Source organism: Bacillus mycoides (genome assembly GCF_018742245.1).
Taxonomy (GTDB): Bacteria; Bacillota; Bacilli; order Bacillales; family Bacillaceae_G; genus Bacillus_A; species Bacillus_A cereus_U.
Window position 1 is genome coordinate 3025449 of the sequence record NZ_CP036132.1, and the last position, 21281, is coordinate 3046729.

Below are 21281 nucleotides of genomic sequence, written 5' to 3' on the forward strand. Positions count from 1 at the left end.
ACTGTTTCTTCAAATGCGTGTACGAATATTCAAAATAAAAAATAAGCTAAAAGATTGAATCTTTTAGCTTATTACCCTTCCCAAACTTGTGCTTTCACGTGGTAATGAAAGTGCTTAAAATATGGACTTTCATAAAATGATGGTCCATATAAGTATTGATGTGAATGAGCTATTGGCGGCTGCACTTGTAAAGGAACTACAGCTGGTGAAACTTGCATATACATCGGATCAATAATAATTTTTACATATTGGTGATCATTATATGGAGAATGATATATTAAAAATGGATTATGCATTGACTCTCTCCCCTTATACATACAAATGCTATAGTATATGCAAGTTTTATATTTTGGGAATTATTTATTGTCTAACCAATCCTCTACATGCTGTATAAACACATCTAAACAATCAATAAACGGTGAATGCCCGCAGTCTTCTAACACCTTCAACTCCGCATTTGGCAAATGTTTCGCTAATTCCTCACCAACTACTTGTGGTACGACGTAGTCGCGGTCACCTTGTATGACGAGTGTTGGGGCTTGAATACGGTGAATATGTCCATTTCCTCGTACAACACCATTATGTTCATCTGAAATATTAAATGTAACTAATGAATAGTTCACATCAACGAAATTGCGCTGCGTTAACATATCATCTAAATACTTTTCATAACGATCCGGTTCAGGTTGATTATGTGTATATATTAATAGATTCCATACTGTACGGTAATATACTTTATTCATATTTTTTATTGCATCTAGTACAGGGGCAATTTGCACTGGATCTTGCCCAATTTCTTCTTTCGTTTTTAATAAACTCGATACGATTGGTTGCCCGTTAATATCTTTTTTAAATATCGGGTATCCTTTCATCCCTACCGATTCTACTAATATTAGTTTTTCTACAAAAGTTGGATGGCTCGCTGTAAACTCCATCGCAACACCGCCGCCCATTGACCATCCCATTAATGAAAATTTCTTTACATTTAATTTATCTATAAAAAGTTTCACATCTTCTGTAAAGTCTTGCAAAGAATCTATCGGCTTATTATACGTTGATTGTCCAAATCCTCTTAAATCAATTGCGTAAATATGATATTGATTTTGTAGTTTCTCAATAACTAAATCAAAGTGTTGTGACGATGTCATATTTCCATGAATGAGCACGAGTATTTCTTCATTTTGCCTTCCAACTTCTTGATATGCAATCGTTTCTCCGTTCGATAGTGAAACATACTCCATTGTTGCAGGCTTAATCATCACAAGTTCCCCCATTCTTTTAATAGAAAGAAAATTCTTTACTTAATTAAAGAATACCACACAGAATATATGTTCTCAATATAAAATCTATACGAAATTTCCACATAAAACTGCATGTCTATTACTAGACAGTTATTATAAAAAAGTATATAGTTAGCTAGGTAACTAATTTGAAAGGATCCAAATACATGGACGAAAAACAACATTTTTTCCACATTGTCAGTCAAACTTCTCGTAAGTTTACGAAGAAATTTAATGAACGTGTATCTCCAACAGGATTATTTAGTGCGCAATGGGCTGTTATTTTCCGCATTAATCAAACTGGATCTTGTACTCAAACAGAATTATGTCAGTATTTAAATGTTGAATCACCAACGATGACCCGCACGTTAACACGCATGGAAACGATGGGCTGGATTATTCGTACGGAAGGAAAAGATCGCCGTGAGAAGCTCATTTCCTTATCGGAAACAGCAATAGAAATGATTCCAGTATGGCAAGAAGAAGTTGATTCCTTTGAAGAAAAGACGCTAGAAGGTATTAAAGAAGAAGACTTACATGAAGCTTTTCAATTGTTACAACAAATTATCAAAAATTTAGATCATTAATATGGAGGGATGACGATGCAAAGTGAAAAACTTTGGACGAAGGATTTCCTCGGAACTTGTTTTAGTAGTCTGTTTCTCTTTTTAACATTTTACATGCTTATGACTACTCTGCCTGTCTATGTTATAGACAGCCTAAAAGGAAAACCTGAGGAAATTGGTTTAGTTGCAACTGTTTTTCTTATTTCATCTGTTTTATGTAGACCATTCACAGGAAAATGGCTCGATGATTTAGGAAGAAAGAAAATATTATTCATTTCACTTTCACTATTTTTAGCCGCTACTGTTATGTATTTCGGTACGCAAAGTTTATTTTTATTACTTGCCCTTCGCTTCTTACATGGTATTGGATTCGGAATGGCAACGACAGCAACTGGAACAATTGTAACTGATGTAGCACCAGCTCATAGACGCGGTGAAGCACTTGCTTATTACGGCGTATTTATGAGTCTACCGATGGTAATTGGTCCTTTTTTAGGTTTAACAATTATTTCTCATTTTTCATTTACTGTACTATTTATCGTTTGTTCAGTATTTTCATTACTCGCATTTTTATTAGGATTACTAGTCGATATTCCGCATGAAGCACCAGTAAACAAACAAAAACGAGAAAAAATGAAATGGAAAGACTTAATTGAACCATCTTCTATTCCGATCGCTCTGACAGGATTTGTTTTAGCCTTTTCTTATAGTGGCATTTTATCCTTTATTCCTATTTATGCGAAAGAACTCGGTTTAAGCGAAATTGCAAGTTACTTCTTTATTCTATACGCACTTGTTGTGGTCATTTCTCGTCCATTTACAGGGAAAATATTTGATCGTTTCGGTGAAAATGTACTTATTTATCCAGCTATCATTATTTTCACAATTGGGATGTTCATTTTAAGCCAAGCGCAAACTTCATTTTGGTTCCTTGGCTCAGGTATGTTAATCGGTTTAGGATACGGAACATTAATTCCAAGTTTCCAAACGATTGCAATTTCTGCCGCTCCAAACCATCGACGTGGTTCTGCGACAGCTACTTACTTCTCGTTCTTTGATAGCGGCATTGGCTTTGGTTCTTTCATTTTAGGTATAGTCGCTGCCAAATCAAGTTATCATAATATGTATTTTATCGCAGCTATTATCGTTGCGTTCACTTTACTTCTTTATTATGGATTACACGGACGAAAACAAAAATTCAAGAAGCAAAGTACAGATGGACAAATCTCTGCTTAACGTTCATAAGGAAAGTAAACTTACCCGTTTACTTTCCTTATTTTGTATTTCTTTTAAGACGAGCGTATACTTATAATAGAAACTAAAGGAGGTACATACATGAATGGAAAGAAATCTCCCCTGCTATTACTGTTACTAGTATTACTATTCGTAGTTACAGGGCTTGGGTTTACTTTTTTTAAACATAATAAAACGACCCCCACTAAAGATACTGTCACAAAAGAAAACTGGCTAGACGATCCTTACTTACGCTGGTCGTATACACATATGAAAGAATTTACTTTAATTAATGAAGTAAAAAACAATCCTGACCAAGTTGCTCCCTTCCCTACCGCGTTACAAAACTTAGACGATTTTGCTGTGGAGCGTGGATTTGGAAATACAACTCCTCTAACAAAACTTTTAGACGAAAACAAAACAGACGCTTTTGTCGTTGTACATAATGGACAACTTGTTTATGAGCGATATTTCAATGGATATAACGAGAGTGAACCTCATGGCATGGCATCATTAGCAAAGGTTTTTACTGGTGCAATCATACAATCTCTCGCTGAAGAAAATTTTATTGATGTAGAGAAAACAGCTGACACTTACATAAAAGAATTAAAAAATACACCGTTTGGTAAAGCAACACTTCAGCAATTAATGGACATGCAAGTTTCCGCTGAATACCCTACTCACGGATATATGCAGCTAGGACTAGAAAATCAAGATGCACAACTATATTTAGCTAGTAATATTTTACCCCGAGGTAAAAATTACGAGGGGCCTATGAAAATTTATGATATGTTACTAGAAGCAGAAGAAACTGCACCGCCTGGCTCCGCTTTTTCTTACAATAACGGCTCAAGTGAAACGCTCGCTTGGATTATTCGAACAATCACCGATAAATCATTAGCTGAAAACGTAAGCGAGCAAATTTGGTCTCAAATTGGTATGGAAGAAGACGCTTATTACGTTACAGATGAAACAAAAGTAGAACAAGCAAGCGCCGGTTTAAATGCAACTGCTAGGGATATGGCGAGATTCGGGCAATTACTTTTAAATAATGGTCAATATAATGGAGAACAAATCGTCCCTTCTTCTATTACAGAAAGTGTGAAAAATGTACAAGAAGACGAGCTCGCAATTGGCAGCGGCGCTTCAATTTCTTATCATAATCAATGGTGGATTCCGCACAATGAACAAGGTGCTTTCGAAGTGTTAGGCAGTTACGGACAATCTCTTTACATCGATCCGAAAGCAAATATGGTAATCGTCCACTTCTCTTCTAACGCTACGCCCAGTAATGAAATCCATTCGGTTTATTCCGATATGTATGTTGATATTGCACATCATTTGGAGAAGCTTCCGCGGTAGTGGAGGCTTTTTTATTTACACAAATCCTATTCCATTTATCACTTGGTTATTAGAAGTTGCCGAAAGGATTACTATTTGAACCACGCCTAAACCCTATTTATAGTGATAATATTTTATAAATTTGAAAAGACTAGTGCTTAGGAAAGGAGGGATTGTGAATGTCTGTGAAAAAGCTATTAACTGGATTAATCATTTCCCTTACGATGATTGTAGTTATGACTACTTTAGGATCGCTCCGTGTATTTGCCGAACCCGACGTTGTGAGGCAGCCTATTGAGGTTGAATTGAATGATGATTACTTTAATCCGAATGTCATCACTGTTCCAGTTGGAAAAACGACAACGTTGCTATTAAAAAATAAAGGAAATAGAGATCACACCTTTACGGTGAAAAAGCTCGGAATCGACGCTGAGGTCCCGCCAGGAAAAGAAAAAACAATTACCGTAAAACCTGAAACCCCCGGTACATATGAACTAATATGTCGGTTCCACTACTTGAAAGGAATGGATGGAAAAGTAATAGTCAAATAACAAGCGGTACCGACCAATCCTTACTTTTTTAAAACGTGAAACTCAGATCCTTGGGGGCCATCCCCCCACTGATTATTAGCCCTCACTAATCATTTTTTTACGTGCAGCATAAAATCTTTACATTGTCGTAGCGTACGAAATTTGTGTTTTGTTGCTGCTATCCCATGCCCATCAACTTAAGAAAATAGATTCACCCCAAAACGAAAAAATGAGCTTTTCTGTTAAAAGTTAGCACAAAATTTCGTTCTGGGGGTATTTGTTTTTCTTAGCTTGATAGCAATGTGGCGGTACCCCATTACGAAAGAATAGAATAAAGAAGAAATATTCCTTAACGTACAATTTTCTTTTTTCGATCGTGTGACCCCTAGTAACTGAGTAGTTATAAAATAGCTTCCTTCTCAGCTTTTTTTACAGCTTCATTCCTTTCAGAAACTTCAATTGTCCCCTTAGTTTAACAAATGCTTTTTTGTAAATAATATGTTTGTTAAACAATTAATTAAGGGGGACTTGTATGCCACAGAATCGAAAAGAAGAAGTTCAAAACGATGCATACGAAGGAAAAGAGATCATGCCAGATAATCCACAATATCTACCGCGTCACGTGCAAATGGAGCTGCCTCACGAATTTTCTGTAAACCCTCTGTTTGCCCGCGAAGGAGAATCAGTCGTTCCGCGCTTTCACATGCCTGATGAAGGCATGTTACCAGAAACAGCGTATCAAATCGTCCATGATGAAATTGCTCTTGATGGCAATGCCCGCTTGAATCTTGCAACATTCGTTAGCACATGGATGGAGCCTGCCGCAGAGCACTTATATGCCAAATCATTCGACAAGAACATGATTGACAAGGATGAATATCCACAGACAGCCGAAATTGAGGAGCGGTGTGTCCGCATTTTAGCCAACCTCTGGCATTCACCCACTCCCCTTACGACTATGGGCGTTTCAACAACTGGATCGTCGGAAGCATGTATGCTCGGGGGGCTTGCGTTAAAGAGACGCTGGCAAAATGCACGCAAAAGCGAAGGGAAGCCGGTGGATCGGCCCAATATTGTGTTTAGTTCTGCTGTTCAAGTCGTTTGGGAAAAATTCGCGAACTATTGGGAGGTTGAACCACGCTATGTGAAGGTTAGCCCAGAGCATCCTCGATTGGATCCTCAGGGGGTCCTCGCTGCCGTGGATGAAAATACGATTGGTGTGGTACCGATTCTCGGTGAGACTTATACCGGGCTGTACGAACCGGTTGCCGCCATTGCGAAAGCGTTGGACGATTTACAGGAGAGGACGGGCCTCGACATTCCCATGCATGTGGATGCGGCTTCGGGGGGATTTATAGCACCGTTTCTTCAACCAGATTTAGTCTGGGATTTTCAATTACCGAGGGTGAAGTCCATCAATGTATCCGGACATAAATATGGATTAGTCTACCCTGGGTTGGGTTGGATAATTTGGCGGGAAGCTGAAGATCTCCCTGAGGATCTAATCTTCCGCGTCTCCTATTTGGGCGGGAACATGCCGACTTTTGCCCTGAATTTCTCTCGACCTGGCGCACAAGTGCTCCTGCAATATTACAATTACCTGCGTTTGGGGAAAAGTGGGTACTATGATGTCCAAAGGGCTTCTCAGAAAGTCGCTCTTTTTCTTAGCAAGGCGATTCAGAAGATGGAACCGTTCGAACTTTTGTCCGATGGTTCGGATATTCCGGTTTTCGCTTGGCGACTGAAAGATGGTTACACATTAAACTGGAATCTTTATGATTTATCTCGACAATTGCGTGTGTTCGGCTGGCAAGTACCCGCCTATCCATTGCCTCCAGATATGGAAGCGGTGACGATTATGCGCGTTGTGGTTCGAAATGGATTTTCCATGGATCTCGCGCATTTATTTTTGAGGAACCTCAAACAGACCGTTGCCTTTCTGGATTCCCTAGACGGGCCTATGCCACATGATACGAAATGTGATAATGGGTTTCATCACTAAATGAAAAAAGCCTAATTTCTTCACATTAAATTGAGAAATTAGGCTTTTTAATATTGAAATTTCCTTAACGTTGTAAATCCGCATTTTTCTGACGCTACCCCATAAAGAAAAGACACCCTAAGGTGCCTTCCTCCGACTTGAACCATCTAAATTTTAATAATATGTATTGGACTCCCATCCAAATATTATTTTACTATGTTAAGTTATATTGTTCATTGAGGGTATCGCCAGCATTTCGAAAAACCCCAGGTTAAGCAAAAAATAAAATAAGCCGCCCATATGGACAGCTTATTTTATTTTTTCTCACTAATTTTAAGCCGTTTTGCATTTGTGAAAAATGTGCTCCCAATTATGAATATAACGGAAGAGATATACATTGTTATCCCTGAATATTCATTATCAAATATTGTAGTATTAAGTAAATTAATAAACATCATCAATATAAGTGATATGTACAATCCATTAATATATTTCACTTATGCTCCTCCCTTACTTTATCTACAATCTGCCCTTTTCCGTATCCTTTTTTAATATTTATATTTCTACTTTTTTTCTTTTCTCTTTCATCTCTTTTTTTTGATTAATTATACCATTCAGAAGAAACTATGTATTGTGCCTTTTTGACTGTATAGAGGTAGAGTCACATCGCTATCAAGCTAATAAAACAAAATACCCCCTATAATGAAAAAAAACGCTATTCTTTCTGTAAAATCATAGGAAAGGATAGTGTTTTTTTACGTCTATTTCTGTATCTGATGAATTACAATTATTTGCTCAAGAATTTTAAAGATTCTTATCTCCAAATACCTTACGAGATATTGCTAGAGATGTTGGTTTTGTAAAATGAACTGGTAGGTACCAAGCAAAAAATTTAGTTACTTTATGTGTTTGTATGAATCAAAATGCCGCTAAAACTTCTTTCACACGTATGGAATATAAAGGGATTTATAACTTGATATAGAATATAAAAAGAGGAATTTATACTGTAAATAAGGGGACATACATATGGAATTAGAATCCGAGGTTAAAGCAATCGTTTTAGATTTAGATGGTACGTTATTAAATTCACAAAAGAAAGTGTCAGAAAGAAATAGAAAGGCTATACTGGAGTGTCTGAAGAAAGGATTAAAGGTTATTTTTGCTACAGCAAGGGCGCCACGATCAGTCAAAGTTTTTCTTCCTCACGAACTTCAAGACATTGCAACTATGATTTACTACAATGGAGCTTTGGTAGTGGATAACGCATTAGGTTACAGACAACATTACCCGATTGAATCAGCAATCACAAATGAAATTATAGAATTTGTTATTACTCACCAGGCTGATGCATGCCTCTCAGTTGAATCGGAAGATACATGGTACAGTAATAAAACATTGGATTACAACAAAACCATGAATGCAGTTGTAAATCCAATTGTAGTTCCATTAAATGAATTAAAAAAAGTTAGTGCTTCAAAATTATTAATCTCACAATATACTCATTATGAAAAACTACAAAAACAGTTTGCACATAAAGTAAGTACTATATGTACCGATGCAGGAACTTTAACTCAAATCATGGCAAAAGGTGTTTCTAAAGAACGAGCTGTAAGGGAAATCTGCACCCAAAATAATATCTCTATGGGTAACATAATGGTCTTTGGAGACGATTGGAATGATTTAGAGCTATTCTATACATCTGGTTTTCCAATTGCTATGGGAAATGCAATACCTAAATTGAAGGATGCTGCATATTTTATTACCGATACCAATGATAAAGATGGTGTAGCTCAAGTATTAGAAAAGTTAATTTGTACTGTTAACAACAGTTAAAAGGGTAGAATAGTTACTTCCTATATCGAATTTTACGTCAACTAGTCCATTATGTATCTAAAGATACATGTATCCTTCATCAAAATAGAAAAGTAGAAGTGTATATTTTTCCTTTACTATTGTGCACTCTATATTGCTGTGAATCGTTGACCTTTACTTTTTCGTCAATTATAAACCCTTTACCTATATTTACAGTTCCAGCGACATCTTTCCCCTGCCCAGAAAGGTATTATTGAAACGTAGATTATTAACCTTAGCAACAACACGCTTACCTACAAAGGGACTCCACAGTAATTTCTCCTACTATATATATAAATCATACTTAGTTAAATTGGGTTTATTTTATACGGAGCCAAAAACCTCTAAATGTTTATTTTATAATTACATAAATAATCCTAACATCTCCAAAAATTGATATAATGATACAGTTATTAATAGCAATTAGGGAGATATGCAGCATGAACTATACACATATGCCAAAAGGAATAGGAATGGTTAAGCGGACTCCGTTCGCTCCGATACCGAAGAAATTCATCGGCATTGGTAAGATTGTTAAAAAACAAACAAAAGTGGAGCGCCCTACATTAACCCAAAACGAACAAGAAATTATTGAAAACAAGTTATTATGTTCATTTCTTTCTGAAGAGAAAATATTGATTATTTATTATAGAGATGGTCATTTGCTTACTAGATATGTGACTGTAACTGACATAAATCCGATAAAGAATTTAATAACTTGCACTGATGCATCTTATAACAGAATTTTCCTTAATTTTATAGATATAATTGATTTGAGATAAAAAACATACAGTTTTTCAAGTATAGCCGGGAATAAAAATGAAAGAATCTTGTATTCTAGGTTAAATACAGATAGAGCAAAAGTGTAAGTTCTTGTGAGAGTTAGCAAGATAAAGGCTGTTTGTTTATGTTTTCGACTGTCTGTTATGGTTATCGAATTTACAAATACAAAAGAGGAACAGAACTCAATAGAGAAAGCTAAGGAAGCATTTAGATAATAGTTGAAGACGCCCGATTAAGGACGGCTTCAACTATTATCTCACTTTGATATATTCATATCACCATTTACCACCTGGTCTAGTATCCATCCACCAAGTAATCTTATCTAACTCTGCATTAGGTAGGACATCGGTTTGGATATAACATAGTCCAGAAATTGGATCAACATTAACGCTACCTTTTATTCCTCGTTCTGCCATAGCTTGAATAGCTTCATCTAAGGAGTTAGTACCGAATCCACCTGACTTAACGTATTGATATCCACCATTAGAACCGCCGTTTCCTCCATCATTCCCAACAGTTTGTCCCGTTATAGCGTATACGTAGGAAGTAACTCGTCATAACTCCTCCTTATGGTAATTCCTTTTATAAATCTTTTAATTTAAATGTATAATTGTTTAAAAAGTTCTAAAACTTTGAATCGAGGTGAAAATCATGAGAAGTTTTGGTTCATTATTGACCTCTACTATCTGCTCAGTAATCCTTATAATTTTGAATGCCTATTCCTTCTATGATGGATTCACAATGGGACATACGTACTACTGGGTTAATGGCATCGCAGCTGTTATCTTCCTTCTATTTTTTATCGTAAACATGCGAGATATCAACAAGAAAAACTATAGAACCTCAGAACAATAGGAGTTGATACATATGTGGAAAAAAATTAAGAATTATAGATTGAGCTTAAAAGATTTGAAGTTCATGTTATGGTTGTTTGGCATTACATGCTTTATATACAGCTACAATTTCATTGTAGGACTTGCTTTTGCCCACAAATTCCCGGTTTATGATTTAGGTAGTGCTATAGCGACATTCGCCGCATTTATGGATACTAGAAATAGGATTAAAAATAAAAATTATAAGGCAGCGTAATATAAAAGGGATCCTTTGCGGTTTCCTTTTTTTGTATGCAAAATAAAAAGCAGCTGTTAAGCTACTTTGAATTCTTCTTATCCCCAAATGAAATGATATATATATTCTCCCGTTACACGTTCATTAATTCCAGCAATCCTAGCGAATCTCATTAAGTCCGCCCCTTGAAGAAAATACACCGAGATCGTAACTGGTACTTGTGACCACATGAATTGATAAAGCTCATTCACTCTCTGATTCGTCGAAACGATTAAATCATTTACAGGCCCATGATTCCATGCAGAGGTTTGAACTGAAGTGAACGGAAGGTCTTTCCCATTAACCACTATTCTTGCCACACTTTGAGTTATGTCCACAACAATCCCCTCCGTCATTACAAAAATCAGACCTGTTTCTATACTCATATTCTTGATTATAATTAAATGCTTAAGGCAAACCCCTATTTTCATTTCTACTCAGAAACAATTTATTTTATAAAATAAAAAGTAGCAGATTCGCTACTTTAAAATCTACATAATCCCCTTTTCTTTCGCTCTTTCATAAAGAACAGTACGGCTTACACCAGTTACTTCACATCTTTTCTTAACTGTATATCCGTTCTCTTCACGATTGGCAAGCAGCTCTAAAGCATGCTCCATTTTAGGGTTTTTATCACCGTATTTTTTAGGCCTTCCCTTATATACGCCACGTTGTTTAGCAAGGTCTATACCTTCTCTTTGACGCATCTTAAGTAAATCCCTTTCTAACTTTCTAACTGGTTAACACCAGCCATTACAGTGAGTAGAAAAGTACTGTATGGATTATCACTCGTAGTATCAAGCCATTTTTATAGATTTAATTGAAGCTCCTTTACTCTTAATAACCTCAATTAGTTCAAATAAATCCTTTGTGCTACGACTAATACGAGTTAAATCAGTAACAACAATCGTGTCACCTTCTTTTAAACTATCGAGCATCAATTGTAGTTCTTCTCTGTTTGTTGTTGCTCCGCTTGTTTTCTCTTCATACACATGATCACATCCATAATCATTTAGCTGTTTCAACTGCCTAGCTAAATTTTGTTCTTGTGTAGAAACACGAGCATAACCAATTATCATAATATCTTCCCCTTCGTCCGTTAACGTGTTCGAAAATTAATTCTAAGTACATAACACCATTTATTTTCCGTATATGTAAACAGGACGTTGAGAAGTATGATAAATCCGTTCACTCTTTTACGTCCGTATAGGGTAGACCTAATCGGGACGTTATTAACTACCTCCATTTTTGTTCATGGATTTCGTTTATTTCACCTAATAGAAGTTCAACCGCTACACACTCTAACTCCAATTCTTCGTCAGTCATTTTTCCTAATTCTTCAAAAGTGTAGTCTTCTCCGACTTTCATGCCACCTTCAATGATGAATCGCATCATTTTTTTCCTGCTTATCCTCTTATCTGTATCCTCTCCGTACCAACGGATAGTCATAGAAACAATTCCTATAAGAATAGAAGATGTTGCAGCTGCAGTACTAGTAGTTATACCGAAAAAATCAGATAAAAAAATGAATACAAATGTAAATATAAGAACTAAGGTTCTAATCGAATTTCTAAATAATTTTTGTTTCCAGTTCAAATTATCACCTCCATAATAAATTATGAAATAATATGAACTTTTTATCTACCTTTTTACAGCTGTTATAACAAGGGCGATCATCCCTTCTCCCCCTTATCTTTCCTTAACAACAAACAAGACGCCGCCAAGATCACGGCAGCGCCTACGATAATTGCTATTGGTTTAATCAATTACAGTTCCACCCAATCATTTGCAAACAAATCAGCTTGGGACGGAACCCACATATAACACACGCCATCAGCAGCCATCATTTGTAAGTAAGGAGCACACTTGAATAAATCACCTTCATTTAATCCATAAGCTTCAGCGGTTTGTTTGTTGCACGGAATTCCATTCGGATAGCCTTTTTTGTCTTACAATAAACATTCCTTTACCATTCCAACCTTCACGAGCTACCTTGCTATCTTGTTTTAATAATTCTAAAGCAGAACCAAAATTCATCTATATTCCTCCTCTATTTTCGTTCGTTGTGTTCGTTTGTTTTGTTAGAGAAAAATAAAAAAACAATTAAATAGATTAATTGTTTTTTCTATGTAAAATCTTAATTTTTATTTTTTTGAAGTAACCTATAATGCTTGAAAAAATGAAATCCCCAATGCGAGTGGCATATAGATGAACCATATCTTTAATATTGCTTTTGTTTCTCTATGATCAGAATCCCCCATCCAAATCACCTTATCCCCTTTATTTATCTATATTTTCATTTTAATTCCAATAACAAGAAGATTATACCACTTAAAGTGCTAATAGTATTTATTTTTTAAAATTTACAAAACCTTTACTCCTTACCTTTCCTTAACAACAAACAAGACGCCACCAAGATCACGGCAGCGCCTACGATAATTGCTATTGGTTTAATCGTTAACAAATACATCTTGCCCCTTCTTCAACATGTACGAGAAATCCGAAGATTTTCTTTTTAGGTTAGTTATAGTTGATTTTTCATTAGATATGTTAAGGTTTAATTGATTCTCGAGATAACCTTCCACTGCATGGAATATTTTAGTTGCAGATTTGTGATTGTTTGTAAATATTTTAAAATCATCCGCATACCTAACTATATACATTCTCTTCAATTTTGTTTTTGATAGATGATAGTTTTTATTTGGTAGTGTATATGGTTTTCTTGTTTTGATATTATCCCACTGACTAGATATCCACCAATCTAAATCATTCAATACAACATTACTTAGTAATGGGCTTAGAATTCCTCCTTGCGGAGTTCCTTTTGTAGGAATGCCTTTTCCTTTGATTGGTGCTTTTAACATTTTCGAGATGATTGTCAGTACTTTTCTATCAGTTATACCTATGTTATATAGTTGTTTTAGTAATTTGGAGTGGTTTACGTTGTCAAAGAAACCTTGTATATCAATATCAACTACGTGACTATATCCCCCACGATTCATCAAGAATTGACACCTAGCCATCGCATGATGCGTTGACCTATTGGGTCTAAACCCATATGAATGCTTGTAGAATTTTGCTTCGCATATTGGCTCTAGAACCTGCTTGAACATTTGTTGAATCAATCTATCTCTCATTGTAGGTATTCCTAATGGGCTTTTCTTTCCATTTGGTTTAGGTATTTCTACCCTACGTACCGTGTTTGGCTTGTAGTCTACAAGAGCATTTCTTATGTTATCAACGAAAGAACCTACATTTTCCATTTTATAATGGTCGATTGTGATACCATCTGTTCCTTCAGTTTTAGAGCCAGTGTTTGCCTTTATGTTTCTATATGCCAGTAGAATATTTTCTTTTGATATGATGTGTTTATATAAATTTATACCTTTAGTAGCATTGTTTTTACTACGTTGATATAAATCATCAAACACTTTTTGCACATCGTAATATTCTGCATATCGTAATGTTGTACTCACCGATGTGTTAATTCCCCTTTCTTACGAAAAGTCCCATCATCTTACTCGATCCTGTGAGTTACATCTAGTTAATTTAGTTTTCAAAGAACAAGACTAGGGTCTATCCCTCCACATTCGTTACATGTTTCGTCGGTACTGTGTCCCCACCTTCACAAGAATGAAGCAATTTCGGTTCGTTAGAACCTTATATGCATCTGTCCGCTAGTAGGCGTTGGTGACAGTTTCTTGCTTACCACGTTCCGATTGACCTAGCTATACATATAATCCTTAGGTGCTTGCTGTAAGCCTGTTATCTTTACATCATCATCGTTAGATGTTCCGAATTTCATATCCTTTAATCTTACTTTTCGGTAGATAACATCGTCATTGACGACATACATATTTCTTATGTATTAATAATTTAGACCCGTATATTCGCAAGTTCGCCAGTCCGTTATTTTGGACATTCTCACCATAGATGTTTTGTAGCATCCCGACCTATCCATTACCATATGATTTCTCACTTAGGTTTTGTTCAGCCGACTTCACCTAGCTTCATACAATTTGTGGCTACTATCACGCCTTGCATGTAGGAGTATTAGATAAGTAGTTTCAGCTCAACCTGACGGCTTTCATTCCTACTTTCAGTCAATCAGTTGTTGTTATCAAATTGATGACCCTCCCATTTCGTATTTACACACTTATAAGGAAACGTGTCGCGCAAAGGATTATTTTGTTAAAAAAATTCATTTTAATTTATAACCACTATCTTTTTCTTATATTTTCCATTAAAATTCAATAGAAATATTTCGATAACAAAGGAGCAACCTATGAAGCATAATATAAATCTATGGTCCTTTATTTTTTCATTCGTTTGCATTGCTTTTTTTCTTTTATATCTTGAAGTATGCACACCTGAAATGAATGCATCTTTTATAAACGTCGTTTATTTTCACCCTTTATTTTTTGTACTCATTTTTTCAATAGGAACTTTTTTTGCTGGTATGAAAGGATTCTCTAAAGTAGATAATTGGATTTCAATACTTAGAAGCATAGTAACAGTTCTACTAACACTTTTATTATCAGTGTTTTTAACACTAACTTTGATTGTGGGCTATGCATTAAGTTAAACGTATTTCTTCACGAATAAAACTCGATATCCCGTCAATACTGTAGATAACCTAGTTGGAACAAGACCTCCATTAGGTGAGCAGTTAGCTTTGGCTGACTGTTCTTTTGTTTGAAATTAAAATAGCGTTTTTGTTCAAATCCTTCACGCCTCATGAAAAAATCACATATGGTATCACTTACTCTTTTACATTAAGAGTTTTGGTCCGAAGAGCACTTATATATGGTGCTCTTTTTGGTATGGAATGTGAAATACAGGCTTGCTCTTAAAACCTTTTATTTAATTTTTATAGGTTTTTTCCTTACACCCGTGTGTCTGTCTACTCATAAGTTGTTAAAGTATAAATATAAATTGGTAGTTAATTTATAAGGGAGGTGTAAAAATGAGTAAATTTAAAAAGAATTGTCACATACCCTTTCCATGTGCCTTTCCTTTGCCTCAAATAGGGCCTACTGGAATAACTGGAGCGACAGGATCTACTGGGCCTACCGGAATAACCGGAGCAACAGGACCTTCAGGTGGACCTCCAGGACCTACTGGGCCTACCGGAATAACTGGAGCAACAGGACCTTCAGGTGGACCTCTAGGACCTACTGGGCCTACCGGAATAACTGGAGCAACAGGACCTTCAGGTGGACCTCCAGGACCTACTGGGCCTACCGGAATAACTGGAGCAACAGGACCTTCAGGTGGACCTCTAGGACCTACTGGGCCTACCGGAATAACCGGAGCAACAGGACCTTCAGGTGGACCTCCAGGACCTACTGGGCCTACCGGAATAACCGGAGCAACAGGACCTTCAGGTGGACCTCCAGGACCTACTGGGCCTACCGGAATAACTGGAGCGGCCGGATCTACAGGACCAACCGGGCCTTCCGGACTTCCGACATCTGGTTTATCTCAGTATGCTTATGTTTTCAATACAGCAGCTCAAGTTGTTGCCTTACAAGCACCTATTCTTTTTAATTCACACGGTAAAATCACATCCGGTTTTACTCATACTCTTGGAACTTCTCAGATGACAGTTATTAATGCTGGAGATTATAAAATTTCTTTTTCTGTATCAGGAGTTGAGCCTAATCAATTTGCCCTCTTTTTAAATGGGGCTCCCGTTACCAACTCCGTTTATGGATCAGGTGCAGGTACTCAACAAAACAATGGGCAAACAGTTCTCACTTTAGCCGCAGGTGATATTCTTACCCTTAATAATCATACTTCCGCTGCTGCAGTTACTTTGCAGACTTTAGCGGGTGGAACACAAACCAATATAAATGCTTCAATTGTAATTGAAAAGTTAAATTAATTATTCCTTGAAGCTCTGGCAGTCAATAATCTAGAAAGGATTCTTTTTTCAACAAGTATTTAGCATTAGTGATTCATTTTCACATTACGTTGAAATGGTCATATATTATTTCGAAGCAAGAAACCCTAATCTACTTTTCAACATTTCACTTTTCCCCTAAAGAGCACCGTAAGTAAGTGCTCTTTTTTAGTTTCATCTATTCTACAAAATGAAATTTTTGTATTAATCCTCATCTTACGCCGTAACAGTTAAATAATTACGAGCTTTCTTTCTGCTGTCCACTCTCTTTCTATAAGCTGGTGTCTTATAAAAGAGTATTGTCTTAGGAAGTACGCCCAAATGTTGAGCGCACTCCTGTACAGTTCCAATACATATTAGTGATTCACCCTTATAAATGGCGTAATCCTTTAACTCCATTCCCCAACTCCCCTTTGCTCTAAAATGAAGTTTTTATCATGAAACAAACCTTGAATGTTTATGTCACTTTTAGACATCCTAAAAATAGGAGGTGATATATATGAATAACTCTAAAAAAGAAAAAAATGATGTGACAAATAATAATGTGCTTGGTCTTGATTTAGATGAACAGACTATGAACGGATTATATGGAATGCCTGAAACTGATATTGAAGACAAAGATCACCGTAAAAAAAGCAATTCACCAAAAATCTAGTACATATTTACACATAACATCTTTCTGATTAAGGGCACATTGCAAAAGTGCTCTTTTTTATTTACTATGAAATAACGATTTTGTTTAGTTTTCTAAACTTTTCCCTACCTTACATTCATAAATTTAGATATAATAAAATGTATAGTTACAACAATTTATTATTAGGAGGTGTAATTATGTCATTTGCAGCATGGAGTGCAATTTTTATGACTTTAATTGGAGCAATGTCTGGAGCAATATTTGGTACAATCTCTTCTAGAAATAAGAGCAAAACTGCCAACTAAAAAACCTAATAATAAAAGTTAATACCTATTCCATTGACAGTTGATACATCCTTGACATTTCAGCTGTCATTTTCTATTTAAATAAGGATTTTGTTTAGTTTTCTCTAACCGTATTTACTGCGGCTTTGCAAACTGCTATTCCGAAATTATCTTCGATATACTCTTCACCGTACAAAGTCACACACCAAGAACCATTTTCATTTTTAATTTCTACTTTATGATCTTGTTCGTTTAATTTATCTAAAATAATTCCTGCGTAATCAATTGCATTGAAATCCTCTATTGGCATATCATGAAACGCTTTTCCGTCTTTGCCCCAATGCGTTCCTACCTTTTCCCACCCAAGCACTTCATAAGCAATTACATCATTTAATTTTTCAACTTCATTTAAATCTTCAAATGAAATCCAAGTTTCCTCGAAATGAGCTACAAAGTTTTCATCGATAACACTGTACGTAATACATCCAATTCTCCATTCAATATCGTCATGTGCTATTACAGAATCATATTGCTTTAATGCTTCCCCTTTTTTATCAACTACATTTATTTCAATCGCACCTTGTTTCCACATTTCTTTAGCTTTTTCGATGTTTGTCATTTTTCATTTCCTCCATTCTTTCTGCCACTTTTTTTGCGTATCTAACTTGTTGTTTTATATAAGGATCCTCCCAGCTTCCACCGCTTGCAATCCAATCAGTTAAACGACTTTTTATATCTGTAAGTACCTCGAAAGGTAATAAATAAGCAATCCTATTTAGTTCGTCCATCTTCTCACTCTTTTCTTTCAAATAACTATTTTGTTTAAATTTACCTTAAATCACATCGAGTTTTCTTAACATTCAAATTAATAACTGTATAATATTATTAAACTATTTGTATAGGAGGTGATTTTTATGAAATGGAAACAAAAATACAATCCAAAGTATCTCTTTTACCGCATGTATAGTTATATTTATAAAGCCATTGATGATATATCATGGTCCATAAGATAATTTAGATTTGATAAGTAGTAAAATTAAGCAGACTTCCCTACTTATTAAAAGTTTTTAGATGTTTATGAGATATCACTCATAGAATCACTCCTTTCAAGAGTACACATTTGCGGTGTGCTCTTTTTACATTGCTATAAAATAACGCTTTTGTTTAGTTTTTATTTCTAACTTACCTTTCTATATCTCGCATACTTTAGAAATGTTTTATAAGGGGTCACCATACATGCCCATCAACTTAAAAAATATATACCCCCCAAAAAAGAAAAAAAGAGCTGAATTCTCAAAATAACTAACTATAGAGAAAGAAAATCTTCATTTAGGGGTTACTTTAAAACCTTAGATTGGTGGATACGGGATGGTACTCAGTATTGTAAAGAATGCTCTAATAAGTTATTATAGGTTTGTATAAATTGGTCGGTTGACCAAATAAAAAATAAGATGGTGAAATACAATGTCTAGTCCAAAAAAAACAGCTACTCGGGATCAAATACTAATGGCTACGTTTGAATGCTTAGCTGAAAAAGGTACAACCGCTATTACATTACGAGATATTGCTACAAAAGCGGGAATTACTTTAAGTTTAATTCACTATTATTTTCCAACAAAGGAGGGTTTATTAGTTAACGCTACCTCTTATGTCATGCAAAAACAAATTAAAGAAATTCAGAAGGAACTCTCAAACATACAAGATTTTTCAGAGAAATTGAAAAATCTTATATTTGTAGTACATCACCAATTCAAAAATTCTGAATGGAGAAAGGTGTATTTTACTTTATTAGCGGCAGCAGCTTGGTCACCGAAAATTATGGAAGAAATTCAAGTTCTACAGAACCAATTGATAGACATAATTCAAGAATATGTTCAAACTTCCAATGTAGAAATCATTGACTTAGCAGCATTTTCAAGGGCCTTATTGGCTTCAGTGAATGGATTAGCATTACAAGTTATGCATGGGGCTTCAGAGGAACAAATTGCTCCGGCATATGCGATTATAGAAAAAGCATTTATATCAGAATTTGCCCTCCAAAAGAAGCAATGAGTGATTACTAAACTCTATAATCCCGAGATAATTCATGTGCCAATCCATTATTCCATGAGACCAAATGGAATGTAGGATTGTAGAACATTATAAAGTGAGGTTACAGCATGACCGCATATGGATCATTTTATTTTTTCGCTATAGTGGGGATTTTATTGATACCTACTATCATAGCTGGATTAAGAGGTAAAATGTTGCGCAAATATAATGCTGTCTTAACGCTAATTATGCTTGCTATTATCTTCTCGGATAAACCAAATCAAGCAATGATGTTAGCAGTATTTATTATTTGGCAATATGTCCTTATTAAAGGCTATTTACTACTAAGAAAACAAAATAATAATACATTCATGTTTCACATGGCTGTTATTTTGTCGATTTTGCCACTGATTTTGGCAAAAATCGCACCATTTGTACCTGAATTAAAACTCATTGTTTTTACTGGTATATCTTATGTAACATTCAGGGCAGTACAAATGGTATTTGAAATTCGCGATGGCTTAATTAAAGAATGCTCATTTTTTAATTTCTGGGAATTCATTTTGTTCTTCCCTGCCATTTCGACCGGACCTATCGATCGGTATCGCAGGTTCCAAAAAGATATTCAAAAACCACCAAGTGCTGAAGAATATCAAAATCTACTATACATGGGTATTAACCGTATTTTTCAAGGTTTTCTGTATAAATTTATACTTGCTTACTTAATAAAAGAAAATATTATGGATGCAACAATAGCTCACCAAAACACAATTTTATCAAATATGATTTACATGTATAGCTATAGTTTATATCTATTTTTTGACTTCGCAGGTTATAGCTCATTCGTAATCGGTGTCAGTTATATGATGGGTATTAAAACACCAGAAAACTTTAATAAACCGTTTATCAGTCGTAATATTAAAGATTTCTGGAATCGTTGGCATATGAGCTTATCATTCTGGCTCCGTGATTTTATTTACATGCGCTTTGTCTTTTTTGCCACAAAGAAAAAGCTCATAAAAAATCGCTATATGATTTCATATATTGGCGTCTTTTTGAACTTTTTTGTCATGGGAATTTGGCATATTACAGGTCATCATATTGCTCAATATATGATTTATGCTCTATATCATATTGCTCTGTTTATTTTATTTGATATTTTCGAACGAAAAAACAAGAAGTATAAATTTTGGCCCAACAATACGTTCATGCATGTCCTTGCAATTGTGATTACATTCCATTTCGTATGTTTCGGTTTCCTAATTTTCTCTGGTCACCTAAATAATTATTTTTAATAAGTAATTTCTTTTCTTGTAACTAAGAAGTTACTAATAATACATTTCAGATATAAAGGAGATTTTTTTAATGGTAGAATTCAAAAATCAAGTATTAGATATTTTAGAAGAAGTATGTGAAAATGATATTGTAAAAGAAAATCCTGATGTGCAATTATTTGAAGAAGGTATCCTTGATTCTTTTGCTACAGTATCTTTACTAGTAGAATTCCAAGAACGTCTAAATATTGAAGTGTCTATTTCTGATTTCGATCGTGATGAGTGGGCAACACCAAATATGATTATTAAGAAGTTGGAAGATATCCGATGAAAAAGCAACCTTGGGTCAGATGCTCCTAGCATTGGACCTTTTTGTTATCCTGGTATAAAAAATCTATAAAACTTGGACATTTTGATACTCTCACAATCTTTGGGTTCATCCGCATGCCCATCAAGTTAAAAATATTCACTATGCCCAAGT

General features: G+C 35.2%; 25 protein-coding genes and 5 pseudogenes. 16 read left to right on the forward strand and 14 right to left on the reverse strand.

Annotated features, from left to right (window positions below):
* Positions 1 to 71 precede the first annotated feature (71 nt).
* The gene (locus EXW56_RS15455) at positions 72 to 296 is read right to left on the reverse strand and encodes a hypothetical protein (RefSeq protein ID WP_002199904.1); all 225 of its coding nucleotides are present in this window, start codon (positions 294 to 296) and stop codon (positions 72 to 74) included.
* 60 nt (positions 297 to 356) lie between these two features.
* On the reverse strand, positions 357 to 1259 hold the full coding sequence (gene phaZ, locus EXW56_RS15460; RefSeq protein WP_002199903.1) for an intracellular short-chain-length polyhydroxyalkanoate depolymerase: 903 nt from the start codon (positions 1257 to 1259) through the stop codon (positions 357 to 359).
* A gap of 188 nt (positions 1260 to 1447) precedes the next feature.
* Here phaZ and EXW56_RS15465 point away from each other — a divergent pair, with 188 nt between their 5' ends.
* The 5 genes from EXW56_RS15465 to EXW56_RS15485 all read left to right on the forward strand — a co-directional run bounded on the left by EXW56_RS15465 (position 1448) and on the right by EXW56_RS15485 (position 6952).
* On the forward strand, positions 1448 to 1867 hold the full coding sequence (locus tag EXW56_RS15465) for a MarR family winged helix-turn-helix transcriptional regulator (protein WP_002013810.1): 420 nt from the start codon (positions 1448 to 1450) through the stop codon (positions 1865 to 1867).
* Positions 1868 to 1882: 15 nt separating this feature from the next.
* Entirely contained in the window at positions 1883 to 3082 is a 1200-nt protein-coding gene (locus tag EXW56_RS15470; protein WP_002110844.1) for an MFS transporter, read from the forward strand.
* A gap of 99 nt (positions 3083 to 3181) precedes the next feature.
* A complete protein-coding gene (locus tag EXW56_RS15475) occupies positions 3182 to 4441 on the forward strand; it encodes a serine hydrolase domain-containing protein (protein ID WP_215596740.1) in 1260 nt (419 codons plus the stop codon).
* A 158-nt stretch (positions 4442 to 4599) separates the two neighbouring features.
* Positions 4600 to 4971 (forward strand): cupredoxin domain-containing protein, encoded by a 372-nt coding sequence (locus tag EXW56_RS15480; RefSeq protein WP_002199901.1) that lies wholly within the window; start codon positions 4600 to 4602, stop codon positions 4969 to 4971.
* A 511-nt stretch (positions 4972 to 5482) separates the two neighbouring features.
* On the forward strand, positions 5483 to 6952 hold the full coding sequence (locus tag EXW56_RS15485; RefSeq protein ID WP_002199900.1) for a glutamate decarboxylase: 1470 nt from the start codon (positions 5483 to 5485) through the stop codon (positions 6950 to 6952).
* Positions 6953 to 7245: 293 nt separating this feature from the next.
* Here the strand turns inward: EXW56_RS15485 and EXW56_RS15490 are convergent, their stop codons facing one another.
* Positions 7246 to 7428, reverse strand: coding sequence for a hypothetical protein (locus tag EXW56_RS15490; RefSeq protein WP_002172467.1), 183 nt, complete (start codon positions 7426 to 7428; stop codon positions 7246 to 7248).
* 266 nt (positions 7429 to 7694) lie between these two features.
* Between EXW56_RS15490 and EXW56_RS15495 the strand changes: the two are divergent.
* A pseudogene (locus EXW56_RS15495) lies at positions 7695 to 7883 on the forward strand (IS4 family transposase); the annotation flags it as partial.
* Between the two features lie 74 nt (positions 7884 to 7957).
* Positions 7958 to 8764 (forward strand): HAD family hydrolase, encoded by an 807-nt coding sequence (locus tag EXW56_RS15500; protein WP_215596741.1) that lies wholly within the window; start codon positions 7958 to 7960, stop codon positions 8762 to 8764.
* A 79-nt stretch (positions 8765 to 8843) separates the two neighbouring features.
* Here the strand turns inward: EXW56_RS15500 and EXW56_RS27675 are convergent.
* Positions 8844 to 9049 (reverse strand): annotated as a pseudogene (locus EXW56_RS27675) (N-acetylmuramoyl-L-alanine amidase); the annotation flags it as partial.
* 173 nt (positions 9050 to 9222) lie between these two features.
* Here EXW56_RS27675 and EXW56_RS15505 point away from each other — a divergent pair.
* Complete coding sequence (locus EXW56_RS15505) at positions 9223 to 9564, forward strand: YolD-like family protein (RefSeq protein WP_002161228.1); 342 nt, start codon at positions 9223 to 9225, stop codon at positions 9562 to 9564.
* Positions 9565 to 9840: 276 nt separating this feature from the next.
* On the opposite strand, the pseudogene EXW56_RS15510 reads toward EXW56_RS15505, so the two are convergent.
* Positions 9841 to 10110 (reverse strand): annotated as a pseudogene (locus EXW56_RS15510) (N-acetylmuramoyl-L-alanine amidase C-terminal domain-containing protein); the annotation flags it as partial.
* Between the two features lie 106 nt (positions 10111 to 10216).
* Here EXW56_RS15510 and EXW56_RS27680 point away from each other — a divergent pair.
* Positions 10217 to 10420, forward strand: a complete 204-nt coding sequence (locus EXW56_RS27680; RefSeq protein ID WP_252188327.1) for a hypothetical protein — start codon at positions 10217 to 10219, stop codon at positions 10418 to 10420.
* A gap of 12 nt (positions 10421 to 10432) precedes the next feature.
* Positions 10433 to 10654 carry a hypothetical protein gene (locus EXW56_RS15515; protein WP_215557192.1) on the forward strand — a complete coding sequence of 74 codons (222 nt, stop codon included), beginning with the start codon at positions 10433 to 10435 and terminating at the stop codon, positions 10652 to 10654.
* A 77-nt stretch (positions 10655 to 10731) separates the two neighbouring features.
* Here EXW56_RS15515 and EXW56_RS15520 read toward each other — a convergent pair whose 3' ends face one another.
* From EXW56_RS15520 to ltrA, 6 genes and pseudogenes are all read right to left on the reverse strand, one after another.
* The gene (locus tag EXW56_RS15520) at positions 10732 to 11103 is read right to left on the reverse strand and encodes a hypothetical protein (RefSeq protein WP_215557193.1); all 372 of its coding nucleotides are present in this window, start codon (positions 11101 to 11103) and stop codon (positions 10732 to 10734) included.
* A 60-nt stretch (positions 11104 to 11163) separates the two neighbouring features.
* Positions 11164 to 11751 (reverse strand): annotated as a pseudogene (locus EXW56_RS15525) (recombinase family protein).
* Between the two features lie 157 nt (positions 11752 to 11908).
* Complete coding sequence (locus EXW56_RS15530) at positions 11909 to 12268, reverse strand: hypothetical protein (RefSeq protein WP_215558633.1); 360 nt, start codon at positions 12266 to 12268, stop codon at positions 11909 to 11911.
* A gap of 170 nt (positions 12269 to 12438) precedes the next feature.
* Positions 12439 to 12519 carry a Thoeris anti-defense Tad2 family protein gene (locus EXW56_RS28110; protein WP_427227327.1) on the reverse strand — a complete coding sequence of 27 codons (81 nt, stop codon included), beginning with the start codon at positions 12517 to 12519 and terminating at the stop codon, positions 12439 to 12441.
* A 52-nt stretch (positions 12520 to 12571) separates the two neighbouring features.
* Complete coding sequence (locus tag EXW56_RS28115; protein ID WP_215596742.1) at positions 12572 to 12709, reverse strand: Thoeris anti-defense Tad2 family protein; 138 nt, start codon at positions 12707 to 12709, stop codon at positions 12572 to 12574.
* Positions 12710 to 13167: 458 nt separating this feature from the next.
* Positions 13168 to 14148, reverse strand: a pseudogene (gene ltrA, locus EXW56_RS15545) (group II intron reverse transcriptase/maturase); the annotation flags it as partial.
* An 809-nt stretch (positions 14149 to 14957) separates the two neighbouring features.
* On the opposite strand from ltrA, the gene EXW56_RS27690 reads away from it, so the two are divergent.
* Positions 14958 to 15257, forward strand: coding sequence for a hypothetical protein (locus tag EXW56_RS27690; RefSeq protein ID WP_252188328.1), 300 nt, complete (start codon positions 14958 to 14960; stop codon positions 15255 to 15257).
* A 381-nt stretch (positions 15258 to 15638) separates the two neighbouring features.
* The gene (locus EXW56_RS15550) at positions 15639 to 16559 is read left to right on the forward strand and encodes a BclA C-terminal domain-containing protein (RefSeq protein ID WP_215557194.1); all 921 of its coding nucleotides are present in this window, start codon (positions 15639 to 15641) and stop codon (positions 16557 to 16559) included.
* 234 nt (positions 16560 to 16793) lie between these two features.
* On the opposite strand, the gene EXW56_RS27695 is transcribed toward EXW56_RS15550, so the two are convergent.
* Complete coding sequence (locus EXW56_RS27695; protein WP_252188329.1) at positions 16794 to 16976, reverse strand: hypothetical protein; 183 nt, start codon at positions 16974 to 16976, stop codon at positions 16794 to 16796.
* Between the two features lie 100 nt (positions 16977 to 17076).
* Between EXW56_RS27695 and EXW56_RS15555 the strand changes: the two genes are divergently transcribed.
* On the forward strand, positions 17077 to 17232 hold the full coding sequence (locus EXW56_RS15555; RefSeq protein WP_001065784.1) for a DUF4021 domain-containing protein: 156 nt from the start codon (positions 17077 to 17079) through the stop codon (positions 17230 to 17232).
* 378 nt (positions 17233 to 17610) lie between these two features.
* Here EXW56_RS15555 and EXW56_RS15560 read toward each other — a convergent pair whose 3' ends face one another.
* Both EXW56_RS15560 and EXW56_RS15565 read right to left on the reverse strand, forming a co-directional pair.
* Complete coding sequence (locus EXW56_RS15560; RefSeq protein ID WP_215557195.1) at positions 17611 to 18114, reverse strand: BC1872 family protein; 504 nt, start codon at positions 18112 to 18114, stop codon at positions 17611 to 17613.
* Complete coding sequence (locus tag EXW56_RS15565) at positions 18092 to 18283, reverse strand: DUF6877 family protein (protein WP_215557196.1); 192 nt, start codon at positions 18281 to 18283, stop codon at positions 18092 to 18094. Before EXW56_RS15565 ends, EXW56_RS15560 begins: the two co-directional genes overlap by 23 nt.
* 676 nt (positions 18284 to 18959) lie before the next feature.
* On the opposite strand from EXW56_RS15565, the gene EXW56_RS15570 reads away from it, so the two are divergent.
* From EXW56_RS15570 to dltC, 3 genes are all read left to right on the forward strand, one after another.
* Complete coding sequence (locus tag EXW56_RS15570; RefSeq protein ID WP_002128093.1) at positions 18960 to 19547, forward strand: TetR/AcrR family transcriptional regulator; 588 nt, start codon at positions 18960 to 18962, stop codon at positions 19545 to 19547.
* Between the two features lie 107 nt (positions 19548 to 19654).
* A complete protein-coding gene (gene dltB, locus EXW56_RS15575) occupies positions 19655 to 20821 on the forward strand; it encodes a D-alanyl-lipoteichoic acid biosynthesis protein DltB (RefSeq protein WP_215557197.1) in 1167 nt (388 codons plus the stop codon).
* A gap of 70 nt (positions 20822 to 20891) precedes the next feature.
* Positions 20892 to 21131: a D-alanine--poly(phosphoribitol) ligase subunit DltC gene (dltC, locus tag EXW56_RS15580; protein ID WP_002128090.1), complete on the forward strand. Its 240-nt coding sequence runs from the start codon at positions 20892 to 20894 to the stop codon at positions 21129 to 21131.
* Positions 21132 to 21281 lie beyond the last annotated feature (150 nt).